This is a genomic window from Candidatus Polarisedimenticolaceae bacterium, from assembly GCA_036376135.1.
In the GTDB taxonomy this organism is placed as follows: Bacteria; Acidobacteriota; Polarisedimenticolia; order Polarisedimenticolales; family DASRJG01; genus DASVAW01.
Genome location: DASVAW010000159.1, coordinates 64,335 through 86,385, shown reverse-complemented (window position 1 = coordinate 86,385; position 22,051 = coordinate 64,335). Strand labels below are relative to the sequence as shown.

18 protein-coding genes are annotated in these 22,051 nt (G+C 70.9%); 13 read left to right on the top strand and 5 right to left on the bottom strand.

Going from position 1 to position 22,051, the window contains the following annotated elements:
* The 3 genes from VF139_17380 to VF139_17370 all read left to right on the top strand — a co-directional run.
* The coding region (locus VF139_17380) for a hypothetical protein (GenBank protein HEX6853171.1) at window positions 1-522 on the top strand (522 nt) is incomplete at its 5' end.
* On the top strand, window positions 519-2,486 hold the full coding sequence (locus VF139_17375; protein HEX6853170.1) for a DUF3857 domain-containing protein: 1,968 nt from the start codon (window positions 519-521) through the stop codon (window positions 2,484-2,486). The genes VF139_17380 and VF139_17375, both read left to right, overlap by 4 nt.
* Window positions 2,483-4,483: a DUF3857 domain-containing protein gene (locus tag VF139_17370; GenBank protein HEX6853169.1), complete on the top strand. Its 2,001-nt coding sequence runs from the start codon at window positions 2,483-2,485 to the stop codon at window positions 4,481-4,483. The genes VF139_17375 and VF139_17370 overlap by 4 nt, the downstream gene beginning before the upstream one ends.
* Before the next feature lie 10 nt (window positions 4,484-4,493).
* On the opposite strand, the gene cyoE is transcribed toward VF139_17370, so the two are convergent.
* From cyoE to VF139_17350, 4 genes are read right to left on the bottom strand one after another with little or no spacing between them, the layout of a single operon-like run.
* On the bottom strand, window positions 4,494-5,381 hold the full coding sequence (gene cyoE / locus VF139_17365) for a heme o synthase (GenBank protein HEX6853168.1): 888 nt from the start codon (window positions 5,379-5,381) through the stop codon (window positions 4,494-4,496).
* A 24-nt stretch (window positions 5,382-5,405) separates the two neighbouring features.
* Window positions 5,406-5,960, bottom strand: coding sequence for an AmmeMemoRadiSam system protein A (gene amrA / locus VF139_17360; GenBank protein ID HEX6853167.1), 555 nt, complete (start codon window positions 5,958-5,960; stop codon window positions 5,406-5,408).
* A complete protein-coding gene (gene amrB / locus VF139_17355; protein HEX6853166.1) occupies window positions 5,957-6,817 on the bottom strand; it encodes an AmmeMemoRadiSam system protein B in 861 nt (286 codons plus the stop codon). The genes amrA and amrB overlap by 4 nt, the downstream gene beginning before the upstream one ends.
* On the bottom strand, window positions 6,814-7,587 hold the full coding sequence (locus tag VF139_17350; GenBank protein HEX6853165.1) for a shikimate kinase: 774 nt from the start codon (window positions 7,585-7,587) through the stop codon (window positions 6,814-6,816). The genes amrB and VF139_17350 overlap by 4 nt, the downstream gene beginning before the upstream one ends.
* Window positions 7,588-7,664: 77 nt before the next feature.
* Between VF139_17350 and boxC the strand changes: the two genes are divergently transcribed.
* Both boxC and boxB read left to right on the top strand, forming a co-directional pair.
* Complete coding sequence (gene boxC / locus VF139_17345; GenBank protein HEX6853164.1) at window positions 7,665-9,317, top strand: 2,3-epoxybenzoyl-CoA dihydrolase; 1,653 nt, start codon at window positions 7,665-7,667, stop codon at window positions 9,315-9,317.
* Window positions 9,317-10,723 (top strand): benzoyl-CoA 2,3-epoxidase subunit BoxB, encoded by a 1,407-nt coding sequence (gene boxB / locus VF139_17340; GenBank protein ID HEX6853163.1) that lies wholly within the window; start codon window positions 9,317-9,319, stop codon window positions 10,721-10,723. The genes boxC and boxB overlap by 1 nt, the downstream gene beginning before the upstream one ends.
* A 12-nt stretch (window positions 10,724-10,735) precedes the next feature.
* On the opposite strand, the gene VF139_17335 is transcribed toward boxB, so the two are convergent.
* On the bottom strand, window positions 10,736-11,440 hold the full coding sequence (locus VF139_17335; protein HEX6853162.1) for a metallophosphoesterase: 705 nt from the start codon (window positions 11,438-11,440) through the stop codon (window positions 10,736-10,738).
* A 52-nt stretch (window positions 11,441-11,492) separates the two neighbouring features.
* Between VF139_17335 and nadA the strand changes: the two genes are divergently transcribed.
* The 8 genes from nadA to VF139_17295 all read left to right on the top strand — a co-directional run bounded on the left by nadA (window position 11,493) and on the right by VF139_17295 (window position 21,972).
* Window positions 11,493-12,524: a quinolinate synthase NadA gene (gene nadA / locus VF139_17330; GenBank protein ID HEX6853161.1), complete on the top strand. Its 1,032-nt coding sequence runs from the start codon at window positions 11,493-11,495 to the stop codon at window positions 12,522-12,524.
* Between the two features lie 7 nt (window positions 12,525-12,531).
* Complete coding sequence (gene nadB, locus VF139_17325; protein HEX6853160.1) at window positions 12,532-14,100, top strand: L-aspartate oxidase; 1,569 nt, start codon at window positions 12,532-12,534, stop codon at window positions 14,098-14,100.
* On the top strand, window positions 14,093-14,791 hold the full coding sequence (locus tag VF139_17320) for a glutathione S-transferase family protein (GenBank protein ID HEX6853159.1): 699 nt from the start codon (window positions 14,093-14,095) through the stop codon (window positions 14,789-14,791). Before nadB ends, VF139_17320 begins: the two co-directional genes overlap by 8 nt.
* A 37-nt stretch (window positions 14,792-14,828) precedes the next feature.
* Window positions 14,829-16,529, top strand: coding sequence for a hypothetical protein (locus VF139_17315; GenBank protein ID HEX6853158.1), 1,701 nt, complete (start codon window positions 14,829-14,831; stop codon window positions 16,527-16,529).
* A 7-nt stretch (window positions 16,530-16,536) separates the two neighbouring features.
* Window positions 16,537-18,612, top strand: coding sequence for an elongation factor G (gene fusA / locus VF139_17310; protein HEX6853157.1), 2,076 nt, complete (start codon window positions 16,537-16,539; stop codon window positions 18,610-18,612).
* 79 nt (window positions 18,613-18,691) lie between these two features.
* On the top strand, window positions 18,692-19,132 hold the full coding sequence (locus VF139_17305) for an Hsp20/alpha crystallin family protein (protein ID HEX6853156.1): 441 nt from the start codon (window positions 18,692-18,694) through the stop codon (window positions 19,130-19,132).
* A 135-nt stretch (window positions 19,133-19,267) separates the two neighbouring features.
* Window positions 19,268-21,691: an endopeptidase La gene (gene lon, locus VF139_17300; protein ID HEX6853155.1), complete on the top strand. Its 2,424-nt coding sequence runs from the start codon at window positions 19,268-19,270 to the stop codon at window positions 21,689-21,691.
* 77 nt (window positions 21,692-21,768) lie between these two features.
* A complete protein-coding gene (locus VF139_17295) occupies window positions 21,769-21,972 on the top strand; it encodes a cold-shock protein (GenBank protein HEX6853154.1) in 204 nt (67 codons plus the stop codon).
* Window positions 21,973-22,051 lie beyond the last annotated feature (79 nt).

Below are 22,051 nucleotides of genomic sequence, written 5' to 3'. Positions count from 1 at the left end.
CGCAAGCTCGCGATTCTCGACGAGCTGCGCGAAGGGGTTCCCGGCGCCGAGATCGACACGCTGGCCGTGGAGGGGATGGGCGATCCGACCAAGGACCTCGTCATCCGCGCGACGTGGCGCGCGGCGGCGTACGCGAGCGCGGCGGGGGCGAGGCGCATCCTGCTCCCCAACGTGAGGACGCGCGAGGGCGCGCACGCCTGGAGCGTGACCGAGCGCCCCTGGCCGGTCGACCTCGGGGAAGCCTCGGAGGTCTTCGACACCGTCTTCCTCCGGCTGCCGAAGGGGGTCAAGGACGTCGCCCTGCCCGGCCCGAAGGCCCGCCTGGCGGCGGGGCCGGTCGGAACCTACGAAAGCCAGACCGAGCGGCGCGGCGAGGTCGTCGTCGCCACGCGCCGCATGACGCTCCACCTGTACCGATTCCCGGCGTCGTCGTACCCCGACCTGCGCCGGTGGTTCTCGGACATCGCGGCCGCCGACGACCGGCCTCTCGTCGTTACCCTCGCAGAGGAGTCCCCGCAATGAAGCTCGTGTCGCGCCTGCTCGTGGTCGTCCTCGCGACGACGCTCCTCCCGGCCGCTCCTGCGGGAACGCCGAAGCGGAAACCCGCGGAGCTCCTGCTCAAGGACGAGTACCCGCCCATCACGGACGCGGACAAGCAGCTCGCTTCCGTTCCGTTCGAGCCGGGGGCTCCCGCGGCGATGCTGCTGTACGCCGAGCAGCGGCAGCTCCTCGTCGAGTCCGACGACCTCCTGCAACGCGTGCACGTCTACCGCCGGGTCAAGATCCTCGACGCCGCGGGGGTGGAGGACTACGGCGATTTCGAGTTCGAGGCCTACGGGCGCTGGCGGCTCCAGAAGGTCGAGGCGAGGACGGTGCTCCCGGACGGCAAGATCGTCGATGCGGCGAGCGGGATCTTCCGCGAGCAGTCGAAGGGGACGACCCACGAAACGGAGCGCAACCAGTTGCGCGTCGCCTGGCCGGAGGTCCGGCCGGGGGCGATCCTCGACCTCCACCTCTCGTACATCGTCGACGAGATCCCGAACGTCATCTGGCCGGTCCAGCTCGATCTTCCGGTCCTCGACAATCGGCTGATGTTCGAGGTCGACGGCGGGTTCGGCTTCTCCACGCTCGGGATCGGACTCTCGCAGGAGGAGACCGCGGTCCATTCGTTCCGCTCCGCGCGCGGCATGGCGCACGTCTGGCATTGGACCGACGTCCCGTCGCTGTCGGGGGAGCCCCATTCCCCCCCGGAGAGCGAGAGCCCGCGGCAGCTCATCGTCTACCCGCGCGAGTACAAGACCGAGGGGTACTCCGAGCAGTGGGCCGTGGAGTGGGCGCCCTGGACGAAGCGCCAATACGAGGAGTTCTGGACGATCTGGGCCAAGCGCAAGGTCAACGCGACCACGGCTCTGGCCAAGGAGGTCGCCGGTTCTCTCGCCACCCCGCTCGAGAAGGCCGAGGCGGTGCGCAAGGTCCTCCGCGAGCGCCTGCGCGTGTCCGTCTGGGCGTACGGCGTCACCGCGCCGTCCCCGGACGACGTGCTCGCCCAGGGGTCCGGGAGTTCGACGGAGATCGCGGCGACCGCCGTCGCCATGCTGAAGGCGGTGGACGTTCCGGCGGAGCTCGTCGCCTACCGGCGGCGCGCGTCCGGTCCGCTTCCTCCGCAGGTGCCGCTGCCGATCCTCCTCGACGCGGGGATGTTCCGTTTCGCCGGGGAGAAGGGGCCCGTGTACGTCGATCCGCTCTCCGACAACCCCGCAGGGCCGGTGCCGACGCAGGCCCGCGGCGTCTTCGTGATCCCCTTCGACGGCAAGACGACGGCGCCGGTCCGGCTCGGCGAGATCGGGGTCGCCGACAACCGGTTGGTCAACGTCGTCCGCGGGAAGCTGGACGCGACGGGCCGGCTCGAGCTCGAGGGGACGTTCACGGAGTACGGCCTCGCGGCGGAGCGGGGCCGCAACGCCGTCCGCGATCTCGACGACGCGGCGCGCCGCGAGCGGGTCCAGCGGCGCCTGCGCCGCCACATGCCGGGTGCCGAGATCGTCTCGCTGCAGTTCGACGGGCTCGACGGCGACAAGCAGCTCAAGACCGTCGTGAAGTGGACGGTCGAGGGGTACGCCGTTCCGGCGGGCAAGCGGATACTGGTCAACCTCAACCTGCTCGACCGGATGGACCCCGCCGACTGGGCGGCCGAGACGAGGCGCAACGACGTGTACTTCGGGGAACCGTTCGACCGCACCGACACGGTCCTGCTCGAGCTTCCCGAGGGTGCGACCGCGGCCGTTCCGCAGGGGCTCGACGCCGCCGCGCCCCCGGTCGGGAAGTACACGTCGACGCAGGCCGTCGTGGGGCGGAGCGTCTCCAACCGGCGCCTGATGCGTCTGGAGATGCCGCGCGTCCCCGCGGCCGCGTACGCGACGCTGAAGAACTGGCTTCGGGACATCGCGAAGACCGACGACCAGCCGGTCGTCGTGACGCTGCCGTGAGTCGCGGCGGCAGGGCCGCTCTCGCCGCTCTCGTGCTGGCCGCGTCGGTCGGCGGCGCCTTCCCGGCGAAGCCGAACCGGCGGACGGTTCCGCTCGCGGATCTGCCCGCGTGGGCGAGGGAGGCGGCGGCGACGCCCACGCCCGCCACCGACGCCGCCGCCGTGGTTCTCCACGACGAGACGATCGCCCAGCCGATCGCGGAGGGGGGCGTGAAGGTCACGCGACGCTACGCCATCCGGCCCTTGAAGCGCGCCGCGATCGCCGACGCCGAGATCTTCGCGGTCCCCTATCGCCGCGACGACACGAAACCCGAGGTCCGCGGCTGGACGGTCTCCCCCGACGGCCGAACGGCGGTCGCTCCGGACCCGGTCCTGGATCGCCGGGACGATCCCTGGACCGACGGCGGAAGCGTGGCGGACGATTCCCGGATCCTCTACCTCGCCGCCGCGAACCCGGTCGTGGGGGCGACGTTCACGAGCGAGTCCTCCGTGATCCGGACGCTCGACCTCGGCGCCGTGGTCCACCACTTCGGACACGAGCGGTATCCCATGCTGCGAAGCCGGCTGATCCTGCAGGCGCCCAAGGACTGGGGGGTCGACTGGTCCGCCTCGGGAATCCGCGAGGTCCCCTGCGCGGTCGAGGGCTCGACGGTCACCTGCGACGCCTCCGACGTTCCGCCGCTCCCCACGGAGGAAGGCACTCCCCCCGCGGCGGACCTGATCGCCCGCGTGTGGGCGCGCTGGTGGAGCCCCGACGGCCGGCGCGGCTTCGCGGACTGGGAGGCGCTCGGGCGATGGTACGAGTCCTTGACCTCGCCCGTGCTCGTCGACCTCGGCGAGGTGACGCGGCTCGCGCAGGCGTGGCACCCGAGGTCTCCGGAGGAGCTCGGTCCCGCGATCGAGCGCGCCTTCGACTACGTCTCGACGGACGTGCGCTACGTCTCGATCCAGCTCGGCATCGGCGGCTACAAGCCCCATCCGCCCTCGCTCGTGCTCTCGAGGAAGTTCGGCGACTGCAAGGACAAGGCGTTCCTGCTGCGCGCCATCGTCGGACACTGGGGCCTGCGCACCTTCCCGGTCGTGGTCAAGACCCGGAGCTCCGGGGAGGTGGACCCCGACGTCCCCGCCGCGAACCAGTTCAATCATGCGATCGCGGGGATCCTGCTCCCGGAAGGCGCTCTCGTCGATCGTTGGCCGGTTCTCGACGTCGAGGGCGTCGGGCGCGTCTTGTTCCTCGACGGAACCGCGCGGGGCTGGTCCGCCTGGACCCTTCCGGACGGCGACCAGGGAACGCGCGCCCTCCTCGTGTTGCCCGAGGGCGGCCGGCTGATCGAGCTCCCCGTGCAGCCGCCCGACGCCTCGACGGTCGAGCGCACGCTGGACGCGGAGCTGGACGAGGCGGGCACGCTCCGTTCGGCCGTGCTCGAGGAGCGGCTGCTCGACGCCGAAGGGGCGGAGCTGAGGGCCGGCTGGTCCGCCGTGGCGGAGAGCGAGCGACGGCGCCTCTACGAGGCGTGGCTGCAGTCGCGTTTCCCCGGGAGCGTCTTGGGGTCGTACACCGTCGAAGGCCTCGAACGTTCCGGAGCGCCGGTGGTGCAGCGCTCCACGCTGCGGGGAGGGTGGTTCGGCAAGCGCGTCGGGGGGATGCTCATCGTGTCGCCCGGGAAAACCGCGGGAGGGCTCTACCCCCGCAACCTCCCCTCGTCGCTGCGATGGGACCTCCGGGTCCTTCCGCGCCAGGAGCGGGTCGAGGCGGCGGTGCTCGTCCCCGACGGCTTCGTTCCCGAGGAGCTGCCGCGACCGATCGAGGTGAGCGCCGGAGGCGTCGAGGGGCGTGCCGACTGGACCTTCGAGCAGGGGCGACTCCGCTACCGGCGCCTCGCGCGGCTCACGGCGCACCGGGTCGAGGCGGAGGGGTACGCGGCGTTCCGCGACGCGGTCCGAAGGCTCGACGCCGCGGACGCGACGGCGGTGGTCTTCGTGAAGGCGGCTCCCTGAGGGGTGTGCGTCAGCGTGCGTCGAGGACGAGCGCGGCCGCGACCGCGACGAGGTAGACGAGCGAGTAGAGCATCGCGCGGCGCGCCCACGCGCCGCCCACCGCCCGGATCACTCCGTCCACCGCGATGACGAGGAAGCCCGCGCCGACGAGCGCGGCGACGACGGCGTAGGGAAGCCCCGCCGCGCCGATCGGCAGCGCGACGAAGCTCCATGCCACGAGGGCGACGGTCCAGGCGAGCAGGCGACGCCGCGCGCTCGTTTCGCCGCGGACGACGGAGAGGACGCGCAGGCCCCCGCGGGCGTAGTCCTCGCGGAGGTAGATCGCGATCGCGATGAAATGGGGGAGCTGCCAGAAGAACAGGATGCCGAAGAGCATGAAGCCGCCCGCCTCGAGGCCGCCCGTCGCGGCGGCCCAGCCCATCAGCGGCGGGACGGCGCCCGGGATCGCGCCGATCTCGAGGGCCCAGGGGGTCACCCGCTTGAGCGGCGTGTAGACGAGCACGTAGATCGCGTGCGCGATCGCGCCGAGAAGGGCGGTGAGGGGATTCACCGCGACCGCGAGGATCGGGACCGCGAAGACGCCCAGGAACACGGCCAGGGCGAAGGCCGTCCATGGGTCGAACCGCCCCGCCGGCAGCGGCCGCTCCTTCGTACGGAGCATCCGACCGTCGACGTCGCGTTCCATCCAGCTGTTGAAGACGTTCGCGGAGGAGACGAGCATCGTCGTCCCGACCAGCAGCGCCACCGTGCGGGCCACGGAGATCGAGGTCGGCGCGGCCCACAGACCCATCGCGGTCGTGAAGACGACCATCCCGGTGATCCGGGGCTTGGCGAGCTCGACGGCGTCCCTGAGGACCGCGACGAGGCCCTCTTCGGGGAGGGTCAAGGCCTGCGACATGACCCCCGGACTATAGCAGGAGGGTCACTCGGCCCCGAAGACCTCCGCCTCGAAGACCAGCAGCCGGCCGTCGCGCCAGGCGTCGCCGGGAAGGCCCGCCTTGCGCGCCAGGTGCGAGAGGAGCGTCGGGACGTCCCACCCCTGCTCGGGGGCGACCTGCGGAAGGAACACCGCCCGCCGCGACCTCGCTTCGAGGACGACGCCGTGACGGCCGATCTCGATCCCCGCCGGGCCCTCGACCGGACGGGGGATCGTCAACGCCGAGATCGACACCTTGGTGCGGGGCCATTCGGCCGGGGAGAGCGGGTCGAAGCGCGGATCCTCGAACGCGGAGGCGACGGCGCACCGCTCGACCGTCTCGCGGAGGGGGCGGTCGCTCTCCAGGTGGCCGATGCACCCCCGCAGTTCGGAGGTCTTGAGGGTGACGAACGCCCCCCGCGCCGCGTCGAGCGCCGGGGAGGGGGGAAGGGCGCGGCGCGCCCGCTCGAGGACGTCGCCGCCGAACAACTCCTGTTCGATCGCGGCCCGCGCGAGCGCCAGCAGGGCCTCGCGCTCCGCAGCGTCGAGGGTCGCGGTCACGTCCGCGCCCGTTCGAGCGCGATCGCCGCGTAGGAGACCGTGTGGTCCCAGTCGCCGGTCAGGGCGCCGGAGGTCGTGTAGGCGGCGACGGCGCCGCGGCCGAGGCCGAGATCGAGGGCGACCTCGATCGCGTCGCGGCCGCAGATCGTCGCGCCCGTGCGATCGCAGTAGTCGCGGAAGCCGGGGGCGTCGCCGTTCACGATGAACCGGGCCGCCCCCAGGTCGAGGTCGCGAAGTCCCGCCTCGACGTCGTCGAGGAACGGGACGTACCCGAAGGCGTCGCCGTAGTGCGTGAAGTCCGACGAGACCACGATTCCCGCGCCGGAGTCCGCGAGCGGGCGCAGCGCGTGCGCCACGGCGTCGAGATCCGCCGCGGAGGAAAGCGATCCCACGAGCACCGGGACGATCGCGAACCCTTCGGGGTCGCCGAGTGCGCGCTGGAGGAACGGGAGCTCGCTCTCGAGACTGTGCTCACGCTCGAAGACGCGGTTGTCGAGGGCGAAGCGAGGGTCCTCGGCGAGGGCGCCGACCGCCTCCAGGTCGATCGGGACGTCGCCCAGGGGCGTCGAGCAAGCGGCGGCGTCCGGAAGGCGCGCCCCTCGGAAGCCGTGATAGTGGCTCGGGCCGAGGAGGATCCAGCGACGGATCCCGGCGCCGACGTATCGGCGGAACGCCGCGGCGGCGGTCGCTCCCGAGTAGGCGTATCCCGCGTGAGGGGCGATCACCGCGGGCACGAGCGGTGCGTCCGCCGCGCCGTCGAGCAGGGCGTCGACCGCGTCGGCGAGGGCCTGCGCTCCCGCCGGGTACCAGCGGCCCGCCACGGCGGGCCCGACCCTCGCGGCGCGCGGGGCGGTCATCGCGCCTCCACGGCCGCGCGGATCGCGTCGGCGACCTCGGCGGGCGTGCGGCCGGTCGTGTCGACGGCGTGATGCGCTTCGGCGTAGAGCCGCTCGCGCGCGGCGAGCATCGCGCGAAGCTGCGCCAGGGCGTCGGGGTTGTCCGCCATCGGGCGGCGATCCCCCTGCGCGACGACGCGGTTCCAGTGGTCTTCGGGGCGCGCCTTGAGCCAGACGACGGTGGCGCGCGCGAGCAGGGTCTCCCACGTCGCCGGTTCGTTCACGACTCCTCCGGCCGCGGCGAGAACCGTCGCCCGCCCCTCGGCGAGGATGCGGCCGAGGATCTCCCGCTCGAGACGACGATAGTACGCCTCGCCGTGGAGCTCGAACACTTGGTCGACGGGGACGCCGGAAGCTTCCCGGATCAGGGTCTCCATCTCGACGAACGGGGCGCCGAGCCGCCGCGCGAGCAACGGTCCGACCGTGCTCTTTCCCGCGCCGCGCATCCCGACGAGGGCGACGACCGGTCCGTGGCCCGGGTTCGGGCGGAGCAGCTCGTCGGGAGCGACTCCCAGCGCCGCGGCGATCTCGGCGAGCCGGAGCACCGAGAGGTTCCCGTCCCCGGATTCGACCCTCGCGAGAAAACGCATCGAGACCCCGGAGCGCTGCGCGAGGTCGGCGCGCGTGAAGCCCCGGGACTCGCGGACGGCGCGTATCCTCGCGGCGAGCGCGTGGAGGAGTCCCTCGCCGTCGATCCGGATCGAGGGAGGAAGATCGGACCGTTGCGTCATGCGTGCACTATAGTGCATGGCGATCCCCGTAATCGACGGGTAGTTTGTGCAGTATATTGCGCGCTCGAGGAGGAACGTTGGAAACGCAGGTCAAGCACGAACCGGTGACCTTCGGGCGCCACCCGAGCACCTACAAACACTGGAAGCTCGCGTTCGAGGGGGAGATCGCCCGCCTGACGATGGCGGTCGACGAGGACGCCGGCTTGCGCCCCGGGTACAAGCTCAAGCTCAACTCCTACGACCTCGGCGTGGACATCGAGCTCGCCGACGCCGTCCAGCGCCTGCGCTTCGAGCACCCCGAGGTGCGGTGCGTGGTGGTGACGTCGATCCAGGAACGGATCTTCTGCGCCGGCGCGAACATCTTCATGCTCGGAAGCTCCGGCCACGGCTTCAAGGTGAACTTCTGCAAGTTCACCAACGAGACGCGCATCTCCATCGAGGACGCGTCGTCGGGGAGCGGCCAGAAATACCTCGCCGCGCTCAACGGGACCTGCGCCGGGGGCGGGTACGAGCTCGCCCTCGCCTGCGACGCGATGGTGCTCGTGGACGACGGAAACTCCGCGGTGAGCCTCCCCGAGGTGCCGCTGCTCGGCGTGCTCCCCGGGACCGGCGGCCTCACGCGCCTCGTCGACAAGCGCAAGGTGCGCCGAGACCTCGCGGACGTCTTCTGCACGCTCGCCGAGGGGATCAAGGGGAAACGCGCGGTCGAGTGGAACCTCGTCGACGAGGTCGCACCGCGCAGCCGCTTCGCCGAAGTCGTCGATCGCCGGGCGAAGGCGCTCGCCGCGGCCTCACCGGCCCGCGCGGCGAAGGGGGTCGCCCTCACGCCGATCGCCTCGCGCCGCGAGGGGGACGCGATCGTCTGGACGCACGTGCGCCTCGACCTCGACCGTGAGCGGCGGGTCGCGACCCTGACCCTGCAGGGTCCGCCGGCCGACCTCCCCGCCGACGCGGCCGCGATCCGCGCGCTGGGCGCCTCGTGGTGGCCGATGCAGGCCTTCCGGGAGCTGGACGAGGCGCTCCTGCACCTGCGGCACAACGAGGACGAGATCGGCCTCGTGCTCCTGCGGACGCAGGGAAGCGCCGAGGCGGTCCTCGCGCTCGACGCCACGCTCGACGCGTTGCGCGGCGACTGGTTCGTGAACGAGGTGCGGCTGCTGATCGCCCGCGTGTTGCGCCGGGTGGATCTCACCGCGAAGTCGTTCTTCGCGATGATCGAGCCGGGCTCGTGTTTCGCAGGGACGCTGTTCGAGCTCGCGCTGGCCGCCGACCGGTCCTACATGCTCGACGACGAGGAGCGGCCGACCGCGATCCACCTCTCGCCGCTCAACGGCGGGACCTACCCGATGACCCACGGCCCCTCGCGCCTGGAGGTCCGGTTCCTCGGGGAGCCGGGGCGGGCCGCGGCGCTGCTCGAACGGCCGCGCGGTTACGACCCCGGGGAGGCCTCGGAGGCCGGGCTCGTCACGATCGTCGCCGACGCGATCGACTGGGAGGACGAGGTGCGGGTCGCGACGGAGGAGCGCTCGTCGCTCAGCCCCGACGCGCTCACCGGGATGGAGGCGAGCCTGCGCTTCGCCGGGACCGAGAACGGCGACTCCAAGATCTTCGGAAGGCTCACCGCGTGGCAGAACTGGATCTTCCAGCGCCCCAACGCCGTCGGGGAGCGGGGCGCCCTCACGCTCTACGGAAAGCCGGAGCGTCCGACGTTCGACTTCAGGAGGACGTGATGCAGCTCTTCGAGAAGATCCCCAACAACGTGAACCTCTCGCAGGACAAGAAGCTCCTGCGCGCGCTCGAGAAGTGGCAGCCGAACTACCTGAAGTGGTGGTCGGACGCGGGGCCCGCCGACTACCAGGTCGACGAGATCTACCTGCGCACCGCGATCTCGGTCGACGCCAAGGGGTGGGCGCACTTCGACTACGTGAAGATGCCCGACTACAAGTGGGGGATCTTCCTGACCCCGCCCGAGCACGACCGCCGGATCGGCTTCGGCGACTTCTTCGGGAACCCGGCGTGGCAGGAGGTCCCCGGCGAGTTCCGGAACCAGCTCCGGCGCATCATCGTGACGCAGGGGGACACCGAGCCCGCGTCGGTGGAGCAGCAGCGTCTGCTGTGCGACAGCGCCCCTTCGCAATACGACTGCCGGAACCTCTTCCAGGTGAACGTCGAGGAGGGGCGCCACCTGTGGGCGATGGTGTACCTGCTGCACGCCTACTTCGGGCGCGACGGGCGCGAGGAGGCGGACGAGCTGCTCGAGCGGCGGTCCGGGTACACCGACAAGCCGCGCATCCTCTCGACGTTCAACGAGCCGATCGAGGACTGGCTGTCGTTCTACATGTTCACGATGTTCACCGACCGGGACGGGAAGTACCAGCTGCTCGCCCTGGCGGAGAGCGGCTTCGACCCGCTCGCGCGCACGACGCGCTTCATGCTCACCGAGGAGGCGCACCACATGTTCGTCGGCGAGACGGGCGTGGGTCGCGTCATCCAGCGGGCCTGCGAGCTCATGAAGAGCGACAAGAACGAGGACGCGCGCGCGCAGGGAGGGATCGGCCTGGATCTCATCCAGAAGTACGTCAACTTCTGGTACTCGTCGTCGCTCGACCTGTTCGGCGGGGAGATCTCGTCGAACGCGGCGGAGTACTTCGCCGCGGGGCTCAAGGGGCGCGAGCACGAGGAGAAGTTCGAGGACCACGTCGCCCTCAACGCGACGTACCACGTCCCGGTCTACGAGGACGGCCGCGTCACGGACCGCGAGGTTCCGCTGCGCAACGCGATGAACGAGGTCCTGCGCGACGCCTACATCGACGACAACCAGCGCGGCGTGGACCGCTGGAACAAGATCATCGCCGACCAGGGGGTGAACTTCACCGTCAAGCTCCCGCACCGGCGCTTCAACCGCGCGATGGGGATCTACCGCGGTCACCACTTCGACCCGGAGGGGAACCCCATCTCCAAGGAGACGTGGGAGCGCCGGAAGTACGACTGGCTCCCCACCGAGTCCGACAAGACCTACGTGAAGAGCCTCATGCTCCCCGTCCTCGAGCGCGGCAAGATGGCCCACTGGATCGCGAAGCCCGAACGCGGGATCAAGGGGCAGCCGATCGATTTCGAGTACATTCGGAGGGTCTGACGAGGAGGGGGGTCAGGTCTGACCCCCCTCCGTCCGAACGACCCGATCCTCTTCGACGCACCACGCCGTCAGCTCCCCGCCGTACACGCAACCGGAGTCGAGGCCGAGGACGCGCCCGGACCGGTGGTACCCCCGCCACGCCCAATGCCCGTGCACGACGAGGTCGTTCCCCCGGTAGAACGAGTCCCACGCCCGGAACGGGGGAGGGCAGTCCGCAGGTGGGCCGACATGTTTCGTGCGGGTCCCGTCCTCGGTGCAGCAGCGGACGCGGGTCGCGAAGGTCGTCTCCTCGCGCGCGAGCCACGCGTCGTCGTGCGGCCCGGTGGTCGTGAGGAGCTTCTCCGGGTCGTCCCAGCGCGGGTGCAGTCCCGCGTGCACGAGGACGACCTCCGGCCCGAGCCGGACGAACAGCGGCTGCGCGCGCAGGTGCGCGAGGAGCTCCCCCGCGTCGGGGGCGGCGAACAGCCCGTCGAGCCGGTCGTGATGCCGGGGGACCGCCCCCGCAAACGCCCGCAGGGCGTAGATGTCGTGGTTCCCCAGGACGGCCCGGCCGCCGAGGTCCCGCCAGAGGCGCAGCGTCTCCAGGGAGTGGGGGCCGGTGTTCACGAGGTCGCCCGCGGACCACAAGGCGTCCCGCTCGGGATCGAGCCGGATCTCGCGGACCAACCGCTCGAAGGCCCGCACGCAGCCGTGGACGTCGCCGACCACCCAGATCACGCCGCGCATGCTACACGGGTCGGGGTGGGCTATCTTCCCCGCCGGAGGGCCCATGACCCCGCAGGCCATGTACGAGCAGCTCCACGCCCGGCTCCACCGGGTCGTCCCCGACGTCGAGCTTCGCGAGAAGGCCGTCGTCGCCGCGGCGATCCTCGACGAGAAGCGCCGTCGCAACGCCGTCATCCTCGGCCACAACTACATGGAGCCGGCGCTGTTCCATTCGATCTGCGACATCACGGGGGACTCCCTCGAGCTGTCGCGGCGCGCCGCGAAGGCCGAGGCCGACGTGATCGTCTTCTGCGGGGTGCGCTTCATGGCGGAAACGGCGAAGATCCTCAACCCGTCCCGCACCGTGCTCCTTCCCGCCGAGAAGGCAGGCTGCTCGCTCGCGGCGAGCATCACCGCCGCCGACGTGCGGGCGCTGAAGGCGCGTTTCCCCGGCGTGCCGGTCGTCTCGTACGTGAACACCTACGCCGACGTCAAGGCCGAGAGCGACGTGTGCTGCACCTCCTCGAACGCCGTGGCGGTCGTCGAATCGCTCCACACGGACACGGTGATCTTCCTTCCCGACGAGTACCTCGCGCGCAACGTCGCCCGCGAGACCGGCAAGCACATCGTCTTCCCGTCGCGGGACGGCGGACCGGTCGCGGGCGACCTCGACGTCCAGATGATCGGCTGGAGGGGACGCTGCGAGGTCCACGAGCGCTTCACGGTCGCCGACGTCGAGGCGGCGCGCCGGCAGTTCCCCGGCGTCCTCGTCCTCGCGCATCCCGAGTGCAGCCCCGAGGTCGTCGCCGCGTCGGATTTCTCCGCGTCGACGACGGCGATGGCGCGCCGGGTCGCCGAATCGAACGCACCGTCCTACCTCCTGCTCACCGAGTGCTCGATGGGGGACAACATCGCGGCGGCGAACCCGGCGAAGGAGATGCTCCGTTACTGCAGCATCCGGTGTCCGCACATGAACGAGATCACCCTCGAGGACACCCTCGCCTCGCTCCGGAACGACCGCTGGCGGATCGAGGTCCCCGAGCCGATCCGGACCCGCGCGGCGCTCGCCCTCGAGCGCATGATCGCGATCGGCTGACCGCGCGATGGCCGAGCTCGTCGAAGCCGAAGTCCTCGTCCTCGGAAGCGGCATCGCCGGCGGCGTGACCGCGTTGCGCCTCGCCGACGCGGGGATCCCGGTGGTGGTCGCGACGCGGGCGGCGGATCCCGGGGAGAGCAACACGATCTGGGCGCAGGGTGGGATCATCTACCGGGGGCATGACGACTCGGCCGAGAAGCTCGCCGAGGACGTCGCGCGCGCCGGGGCCGGGCACTGCAACCCCGAGGCGGTGGCGATCCTGGCGAGCGAGGGCGCCGACCGGGTCCGCGAGGTCCTCCTCGAGCGCCTCGAGGTCCCGTTCGACCGGGACGACCGCGGGGGGCTCGCGCTCGCACGCGAAGGCGGGCACACGCTCCCGCGCATCCTCCACGCGGCCGACTTCACCGGACGCGCGATCGAGGAGGCGCTGGTCGGGGCCCTCCGCGCGCACCGCAACGTGAGGCTGCTGACGTCGCACACCGCGGTCGACCTGCTCACCCCTTCGCACCACGCGTCGAACCGGCTCCACGTCTACGACCCTCCGAAGGCGATCGGGGCGTACCTGCTGGAGCGGGACGGCGATCGCGTCGTGCGCTGCGTCGCGCGCAAGACGGTGCTCGCGACGGGCGGGCTCGGTCAGATCTTCCTGCGGACGACCAATCCCGCCGGAGCGCGCGGCGACGGTCTCGCGATGGCGGTCCGCGCGGGAGCGCGCGTCATCAACGCGGAGTTCATCCAGTTCCACCCGACGACGTTCTTCCACCCGCACGCGCCGCGGCTGCTGATCTCGGAGGCGGTGCGCGGGGACGGCGCGCGCCTCACCGACGCGGCGGGGCAGCCGTTCATGCAGCGTTACGACCCCGAGTGGCGCGATCTCGCCCCCCGCGACGTCGTCGCGCGCGGCATCCACCAGGAGATGCTCGAGCACGGCGTGCCGAACGTCTTCCTCGACCTGCGGAGCTACATCCCGCGCGAGCGCATCCTCGAGCACTTCCCGACGATCCACCGCGACCTGCTCGCCTACGGTACCGACGTCACGAAGGACCTCGTGCCGGTGGTGCCCGCGGCGCACTACGCCTGCGGCGGCGTCTGGGTCGACGCATGGGGGCGCACCACGATCCGCGACCTGTACGCCGTGGGGGAGGTGGCGTGCAGCGGCGTGCACGGGGCGAACCGGCTGGCCTCGACGTCGCTTCTCGAGGGCGTGGTCTGGGGATGCCGCGCGGCTGCGGACGTCGAGCGCACGCTTACGTCCGCGCCGCCTCCCGACGCCGGCGAGATCCCCCCGTGGCGCGACGCCGGACGCGAGCGCCCCGACCCCGCGCTCGTCGCCCAGGACATGTCGTCGATCCAGCACATCATGTGGAATTACGTCGGGCTGGTGCGAACGACCCCCCGGCTCGAGCGCGCGTTGCACGAGCTGCGCAGCCTCGAGTGGGAGGTCGAACGGTTCTACCGCCGCGCCCGGATGACGGACGGTCTCGTCGGCCTGCGTAATGCCGTCCGGACGGCCGCCGTCGTGGCGCAGGCCGCCTGGGAGAACAAGCGAAGCATGGGGTGCCACTATCGTGTCTGAGATCCGCCTCATCCAGATTCCGTTCAGCCACAACTGCATCAAGGTCCGGCTGGCGCTCGAGCGCAAAGGGATCCCTTACGCCGTCGAGAACATCCCGCCGGCGGATCGCCGGAGCCCGCGCCGCGCCTCGGGCCAGGGGCTCGTCCCCGTGCTCCTCGACGGCGGTCGGGCCGTCTCCGACTCGACCGCGATCCTGCTCCACCTCGAGCAGCGGTTCCCCGAGCCGGCGCTGCTTCCGCGGGACCCGGCGCTCCGGGCGGAGTGCCTGGTCCTCGAGGACTGGGCCGACGAGCGCTTCATGGCGATGTCGCGCCGGATCGCCTACTTCCACGTGCTCTCGCGCCCGGGACTTCTCGGACGGATGTTCTTCCCGGACCTCCCGGCCTGGCGGCGGGCGCTGCAGGAGCGGCTCGCGCGTCGCGTCGTCGTGCGGCGCTTCCGGATCTCCGCCTCCCGCCACGCGCTCGATCTCGTCGCGGCGAAAGGCGCCGCGCGCCTGGCCGTCGACCGCTTGGCGGGCCGCGCGCACCTGCTCGGGGGCGGGCTCACCCTCGCGGACCTCGCGCTCGCGACGATGTCCGCCCCCCTGGCGGCCGACGCGGGGCTTGCGGCCGACCCGGCGGTCGCGGCGCTGCTCGCGTGGGACCGGAGCATCGTCGGGGCCGCAATCATGGACGCCTACACCGGGTGATAGAATCCCCGCTCTTTCTCGGGGGCGGGGAGCCGACGTGTCCGAACGCATCTGGGACTTCGACGAACTCGTCCGGTTCACCAAGTGGGAGGACGCGGAGGTCCGTTACTGGGGCGTCGACCGCCTGATCCGCCATTTTCCCGAGCGGTGCTCGGACGCCATCGCGCCGTTCCTGCTCGACGACCACGAAGCGACGCCTTCGCTGGTGGCCCGTCACCTCGGCGAGCACGGCGATGCGCGCCACCACGCGATCCTCCTCCGGGCGTTCAAGCTGCTGCGCGGGGTGGTGCCGGGCCAGTGCCTGCAGGCGCTCGCGCGCCTGGGGTACCCGGGGACCGTCGACGTCGCCGCCTCGGCGTTCCCCCGCGGCGACCTCAACGCTCCGTCGCTCGGGCTGATCGTCGAGGCGCTGGCGGAGTTCGGGACCCCCGAGGCCCGCGCGCTCGTGCGTGAGTTCACGACGCGCAAGGTCGAGCTGCTCACCGAGCCCGCGGCGCTCGGAGGCGCGATGAAGGTCGCGGACTCCCACGAGATCGCCGACGTGTTGCGCCGGTTCCACATGGCCCTGCAGTGGCGTGGCGCGCAGAACGCGGGCGAGGGGTTCCGGACCCTGATGGAATCGCTGCAGATCGACGACGCGGGCTGGTGCTTCCGGACGGGGCCGTCGGGACGGATCGAGCTGCGCAAGACGATCAAGGCGGTCGACTCCGCCTACGACTCGGACATCCTGGCCGCGATGGGGGAGCCGACGATCCGCGGGATCGCGCAACGGTTCCGCACCGGCGGCCACGCGGAGATCGTGCGCGGCATCGCCGAATGGACCCTCGAGGCGATCTCGCGCCTGCCTCGCGACCCCGAGGACGGCCTTCCCGGCCGCATCGCCGCCGCGGTCGAGGCCTTCGTGAAGGCGGACCTCCTGCAGGACGCCGAGCGCCTCGGCCACCAGTTCCAGCAGTGGGTCGTGGGCTTCCAGCTGTCCGCGGCCTTCGCCGTCGCGCGGTACGTCAACGCCGAGCTCGCGCTCAAGCGCGCGCGCGGGGACCTGGACAAGCTGCTCCGCCTCGCGGAGCTCGAGACGGCCTTCGTGCTCCCGGACCTCCCGCCGGCGATCGCGGTGCTGTGCCGCGGCGACGACGCGCGCGCGTCCAAGGCCCAGGACTGGTGCCTGCGCATGCTCGAGGCGCAGGGGCCGTTCTTCCCGAAGGTGGTCGCCCTCGAGACGCTCGGCGAATTGCGCTCCGTGCACTTCATCCCCGAGGTCATGGAGTACCTGTCCGACGAGAACTCGTACGTGTACGGCGCCGCGGAGCGCGCCCTCGGCAAGATGGGGGAGGCCGTCGTCGCGCCGGCCCGCGCGAAGATCGAGGGCGGGACCGTGGACGTCGAGTCCGCCCACAGTCTGCTCGTCCTCCTGTGCGACCTCGGGACGCGCGACGCCTACGAGGCGGTCGTGGCCAACCTCGACTGGTTCATGGAGGAGGTGGGCCCCGGCACGAGCGCGGAATGGGTGAGCCTCTTCGGCGCGGAGGAGCTGATCGACCCGCTGCGCGACTGGCTCGACGAGGATCCGGCGATGGTCGGCCAGGGGGTGCTCCTGCTCGGCTCGATCCACAACGTGCGGATCCCCGAGGAGGAGGAGATCCTCCGCGCCATCGAGGAAGAACGCGACCGCCAGGCACGGGAGCCCGGCGACGACGACCGCGGCGCCGGCGGGGACGGCGGCCGCTACGTGAACTGAAGGCCCGATGCCCACCCTTCCGATCGAACGCGTCCGCAACATCGGGATCGTCGCCCACATCGATGCGGGCAAGACGACGACCACCGAGCGGTTCATCTTCTACACCGGCCGCAGCCACCGGATGGGCGAGGTCCACGACGGCCAGGCCGTGATGGACTTCCGTCCGGACGAGCGCGACCGAGGCATCACGATCTCCGCCGCGGCGACGACGCTCTACTGGAAAGACCACGAGATCCAGCTCATCGACACGCCCGGGCACGTCGACTTCACCGCCGAGGTCGAGCGCGCCCTGCGCGTGCTCGACGGCGCGGTCGTGATCTTCGACGGCGTCGAGGGCGTCGAGCCCCAATCGGAGACGGTCTGGCACCAGGCCGACCGTTACCACGTCCCGCGCATCGCGTTCGTCAACAAGATGGACCGCGTCGGCGCCGACTTCGACGCCGCGGTCCTCTCGATGCGCGAGCGGCTTCGGGCGCGGGCGGTTCCCCTCCAGTTTCCCGACGGAGCGGCGGAGACGCTGCGCGGCATCGTCGACGTCGTGGGCATGCGATACCTCACCTTCGACGCGGCCACCCTCGGAAGGGACGTCGTCGCCGGCCCGGTTCCCGATCGCCTGCTCGACGAGGCCAGGCGTCGCCGTCAGGAGGCGATCGAGTCCCTCGCCGAGGTCCACGATCCGCTCGCCGAGCTGTTCCTCGCCGAGGCGGAGGTTTCCGCCGACGCGCTGACCGCGGCGGCGCGCGCCGCCACGATCGCCCGCACGGCCGTCCCGGTCTACTGCGGCGCCTCGCTCCGGAACCTCGGCGTCCAGCCGCTGCTCGACGCGGTCTGCGCGCTGCTCCCGTCCCCCGTCGACGTCCCGCCGCTCACCGGCCACGACCCCAGGACCGGGGCGCCGCTCGACCGCCCGTGCTCGCCCAAGGCCCCGTTCTCCGCTCTCGTCTTCAAGGTGGTGGCGACCCCCTCGGCGGATCTCTTCTATCTGCGCGTGTACTCCGGGCGGCTCCCCGCGGGGGAGCGTGCGTTCAACCCGAGGACGGGCGAGCGGGAGCGGCTGCGGCGCGTCTTGCGCATGCACGCGGATCGCGGGGAGCCGGTCGAGGTCCTCGAGGCGGGGGATATCGTCGCGGTCGCGGCGCTGCACCGGTCCCAGACCGGCGACACCCTCTGCGACGAGGCGGCGCCGGTGCTCCTCGAGCCGATCCAGTTCCCCTCCACCGTCGTGTCGGTGGCGGTCGAGCCGCGCTCGAGCGCGGATCGGGACCGGCTGTCCGAGATCCTCGCCCGCGTGCAGCGCGAGGATCCGACCCTGCGGTCCTCGGTCGACCCGGAGACGGGGCAATTGCTGCTCTCCGGCATGGGAGAGCTCCACCTCGACGTGACGCTCGGGAGGCTCGCGAGGGACTTCGGACTCTCCCTCGCGTCGGGGAAACCCCGCGTCTCGTTCCGCGAGACGGTGCGCGCCGGATCGCGCGGCGAGGCCGAGTATCGCCGGCAGGTCGGCGGCGAGAACCTCTTCGCACGGGTCGCGATCGAGGTCGAGCCGCTCCCCGAGCCGGGGGCGTCCGTCGTCGCCGAGAGCGCGCTCGCCCACGGCGCCGTGCCTGCCGCCATGGTCGCCGGGCTCGTGGACAGCCTTCGCAACGCCGCCGACGGCGGCGGGGTCTTCGGCTACCCCGTCACCGGCGTCCGCCTTCGTCTGGTGGAGGCCGTGTTCGACGACGTGGGTCAGCCCGAGATCGCGCTCAACTCCGCGACGAGCCTCGCGTTCCGCGACGTGCTGCGCCGGGTCGGGGGCGTCGTGCTCGAGCCGTACGGTCGCCTCGAGGTTCGCGTCCCGGAGGATTTTCTCGGCGCGGTGGTGAAGACGCTCAACCAGCGTCGCGCCGTCGTCGAGGACACGGGATTCTCGCGGAGCGCGGTCGTCGTGCGGGGTGTCGTCCCGATCGGCGAGATGTTCGGCTACCTGACCCTGCTCCGGTCGAGCACGCAGGGGCGCGGCTCGTTTTCGCTCGAGCCGCTCGACTACCGGCCCGTTCCGGATCAGCTCGCCGCCTCCCAGCACCAGCGCCTGTACGACTGACCGTCGCCTTGACACCCCTCCGGCACCGTCTTAAAGCCTTGCGCGTCGCGGCGCAGCAGGCCGCGAGGAGGTGAGGACGATGACCTTGGTGCGTTGGGATCCTTTCCGTGAGCTCGTCACCATGTCCGACCGGCTCAACCGCATGCTCGCCGAGCCTTCGGCGCTCGCGCGCGAGGGGGAGCCCTACGGGACGTGGGTGCCCCCCGTCGACATCTTCGAGAAGGACGACACGCTCTACCTGCGGGCGGAGCTTCCCGGGATGCGCAAGGAGGACATCGACCTGCGCATCGAGAACGGGGTGCTCACCCTCACGGGTGAAAGGCGGCGCGACGAGATCCTCGCCCGCGCGACGAGCCATCGCCTGGAGCGCCAGCACGGCAACTTCACGCGCAGCTTCACGCTTCCCACGACCGTGGACGCCGGCAGGATCGCGGCCAGCTACCGCGACGGCGTCCTCGAGATCCAGCTTCCCAAGTCCGAGGCGTCGAAGCCCAAGCGGGTGGAAATCCGCACCGCTTGAGATCCTCGAGCGTTCGAGCCGGGCGTCCCCGCGGTTGGCCGTCGGCCGCAGGGACGCCTACTATTCCCGCGTCCCTGGCGTAGCATCGGCGTGCCGGAGGGGCCCTCTCAGGGCTCGCATCGGCGGCGAGGTCGCATGGAAAACCTGAGCATCCCGGCCGAGATCGGCGTTCTCCCCCTTCGCAACAGCGTGTTGTTCCCGCACGCGATCATGCCGATCTCCGTGGGCCGGAGGAAGACGCTCAACCTCCTCGACGACGTCGTCGCCGAGAACAAGCTCATCGCGGTCGTCTCACAGCGCAACCCGGCCGAGGACGATCCCGACCCCTCCGGCATGTACCGCGTGGGGGCGGTCGCGCGCATCCTGAAGGTGGTCCGGCTCAACGGGAACAACGTCAACCTGATCATCCAGGGGCTCGGGCGTGCGCGCGTGGACCGGTTCACGGCGACCGAGCCGTTCATCAAGGCCTCGATCAGCGTCCTCGACGACGTCGTCGAGTCGGGCGTCGAGCTCGAGGCCCACGTCCGAAGCCTGATCAACCAGTTCCAGAAGCTCGTGCAGATCTCGCCGAACATCTCGAACGACCTCGGCGAGATGGTGCTGTCCGCGGGCGCGGGCGACCCGGCGAGGCTCAGCGACCTCGCGGCGTCGGTCCTGAACATCTCCGTCGAGGAGAAGATCGGCCTGCTCGAGCGCGCCAACGTCAAGGACCGGATCCAGAAGCTCGTCGAGACGGTCACGCGCGAGGTCGAGCTGCAGGAGATCTCGAGCCGCATCCAATCGCAGGTGGCCGACGAGGTCGGCAAGACCCAGCGGCAGTACTACCTGCGCGAGCAGATGAAGGCGATCCAGAAGGAGCTCGGCGAGGACGACGACCGGCAGCAGGAGATCGACGAGTTCCGCAAGAAGATCGAGGCCGCGGGGATGCCCGAGGAGGCCCGCAAGGCCGCGGAGAAAGAGCTCGACCGGCTGAGCAAGATGCCGCCGCAGGCGGCGGAATACACGGTCGCGCGCACCTACCTCGACTGGCTGGTGACGTTGCCGTGGTCGGTCGAGACCGAGGACAAGCTCGACATCCACGAAGCGCGAGCGATCCTCGACGAGGACCACTACGACCTCGAGAAGGTGAAGGACCGGATCCTCGAGTACCTGGCGGTGCGATCGTTGAAGAAGGACCTCAAGGGCCCGATCCTGTGCCTGGCCGGCCCTCCCGGCGTCGGGAAGACCTCCCTCGGAAAGTCGATCGCCCGCGCGATGGGGCGGAAGTTCGGCCGCATCTCGCTCGGCGGCATCCGCGACGAGGCGGAGATCCGGGGACACCGTCGCACGTACATCGGATCGCTTCCGGGCCGCATCATCCAGGGGATCAAGCGCGCCGGGACCAAGAACCCGGTCATCGTCCTCGACGAGATCGACAAGGTCGGCACGGACTTCCGCGGCCATCCTTCGTCGGCGTTGCTCGAGGTCCTCGACCCGGAGCAGAACTTCTCCTTCTCCGACCATTACCTCGAGGTGCCGTTCGACCTCAGCAAGGTCTTCTTCGTGACGACGGCGAACATGCTCGACACGATTCCGCCCCCGCTTCGGGACCGGATGGAGATCCTCCGCCTCCCGGGATACACGGAGGAGGAGAAGCTCGAGATCGCGAAGGCCCACGTCGTCCGCCGCCAGATCGACGACCACGGACTCAAGCCCGATCAGGTGACGTTCACGGAAGGCGCGCTCGCGAAGATCGTCGCCGACTACACGCGAGAGGCGGGCGTCCGCAACCTCGACCGCGAGATCGCCAACGTCTGCCGGAAGATCGCGCGGAAGGTGGCCGAGGGGCAGACGGGGCCGTTCGTGGTCGACGAGACGCTCGTGGCCGAGCTGCTCGGCCCCGAGAAGTTCTTCCGGGAGCTCGCCGAGCGGACGGACCGGAGCGGGGTGGCGGTGGGCCTCGCCTGGACCCAGGTGGGCGGCGAGATCCTCTTCGTCGAGTCGACGCGCATGAAGGGCAAGGGAAAGGTCACGATCACGGGAAGGCTCGGCGACGTCATGCGGGAGTCCGCGATGGCGGCGCTTTCCTGGATCCGCACGAACAGCCAGGCCATCGGCGTGGACGAGAACCTGTTCGAGTCGAGCGACTTCCACATTCACGTTCCCGCCGGCGCGACGCCCAAGGACGGGCCGTCCGCGGGCGTCACGCTCACGGTCTCCCTCGTCTCGCTCCTCACGGGGCTCCCGGCGCCGAGTGATCTCGCGATGACCGGCGAGATCACCCTGCGCGGCAAGGTGCTTCCGGTGGGCGGCATCAAGGAGAAGGTCATCGCCGCGAAGTCCGCCGGGATCCGGCGCGTCATTCTCCCCGACAAGAACGCGAAGGACCTGGAGGACGTCTCCGCCTCCGTGAAAGAGGCGTTGACCTTCCACTTCGTCCAGGAGATCGACGCCGTTCTGGATCTCGTCTTCGGCACGGCGCTCCGGACGAGGCCGATCCCGGAGGCCTCGCTCGTGCCGCCGGTCGTTCCCGAGGAGACCGAGGACGAGGCGGCGGTGTCCTCCGAAACCGCCAACTGAACGGGAGCCACACGCACCTTGCCGCTGCCGGAACGAGCCTTTAGACTCTCGCCGCTCGTTCCAAGGAGGTACCGGCCGTGGCCAGAGGTCGAGTGAAGTGGTTCAACAACACGAAGGGGTACGGTTTCATCGCGCGGGAGGACGGTCCCGACGTCTTCGTTCACTATTCCGCGATCCGAGCCGACGGATACAAGACCCTCGACGAGGGCCAGGAAGTCGAGTTCGAGATCAAGGACGGTCCCAAGGGACCGCAGGCCGATAACGTCGTCCGCGTCGCCTGAACTCCCTTCCCAATCGACATCCTCGAGCGGCCCCGGTTCGTCCGGGGCCTTCGCTTTTTCGGGCTCCCGTCGTTTCCGT

Excerpts from the sequence above, each read along its gene's own strand:
- lon (HEX6853155.1), top strand. The coding sequence starts at position 19,268 with ATGGAAAACCTGAGCATCCCGGCCGAGATCGGCGTTCTCCCCCTTCGC.
- fusA (HEX6853157.1), top strand. The coding sequence starts at position 16,537 with ATGCCCACCCTTCCGATCGAACGCGTCCGCAACATCGGGATCGTCGCC.
- nadA (HEX6853161.1), top strand. The coding sequence starts at position 11,493 with ATGACCCCGCAGGCCATGTACGAGCAGCTCCACGCCCGGCTCCACCGG.
- amrB (HEX6853166.1), bottom strand. The coding sequence starts at position 6,817 with ATGACCGCCCCGCGCGCCGCGAGGGTCGGGCCCGCCGTGGCGGGCCGC.
- cyoE (HEX6853168.1), bottom strand. The coding sequence starts at position 5,381 with ATGTCGCAGGCCTTGACCCTCCCCGAAGAGGGCCTCGTCGCGGTCCTC.
- nadB (HEX6853160.1), top strand. The coding sequence starts at position 12,532 with ATGGCCGAGCTCGTCGAAGCCGAAGTCCTCGTCCTCGGAAGCGGCATC.
- VF139_17305 (HEX6853156.1), top strand. The coding sequence starts at position 18,692 with ATGACCTTGGTGCGTTGGGATCCTTTCCGTGAGCTCGTCACCATGTCC.
- VF139_17375 (HEX6853170.1), top strand. The coding sequence starts at position 519 with ATGAAGCTCGTGTCGCGCCTGCTCGTGGTCGTCCTCGCGACGACGCTC.
- VF139_17350 (HEX6853165.1), bottom strand. The coding sequence starts at position 7,587 with ATGACGCAACGGTCCGATCTTCCTCCCTCGATCCGGATCGACGGCGAG.
- boxB (HEX6853163.1), top strand. The coding sequence starts at position 9,317 with ATGCAGCTCTTCGAGAAGATCCCCAACAACGTGAACCTCTCGCAGGAC.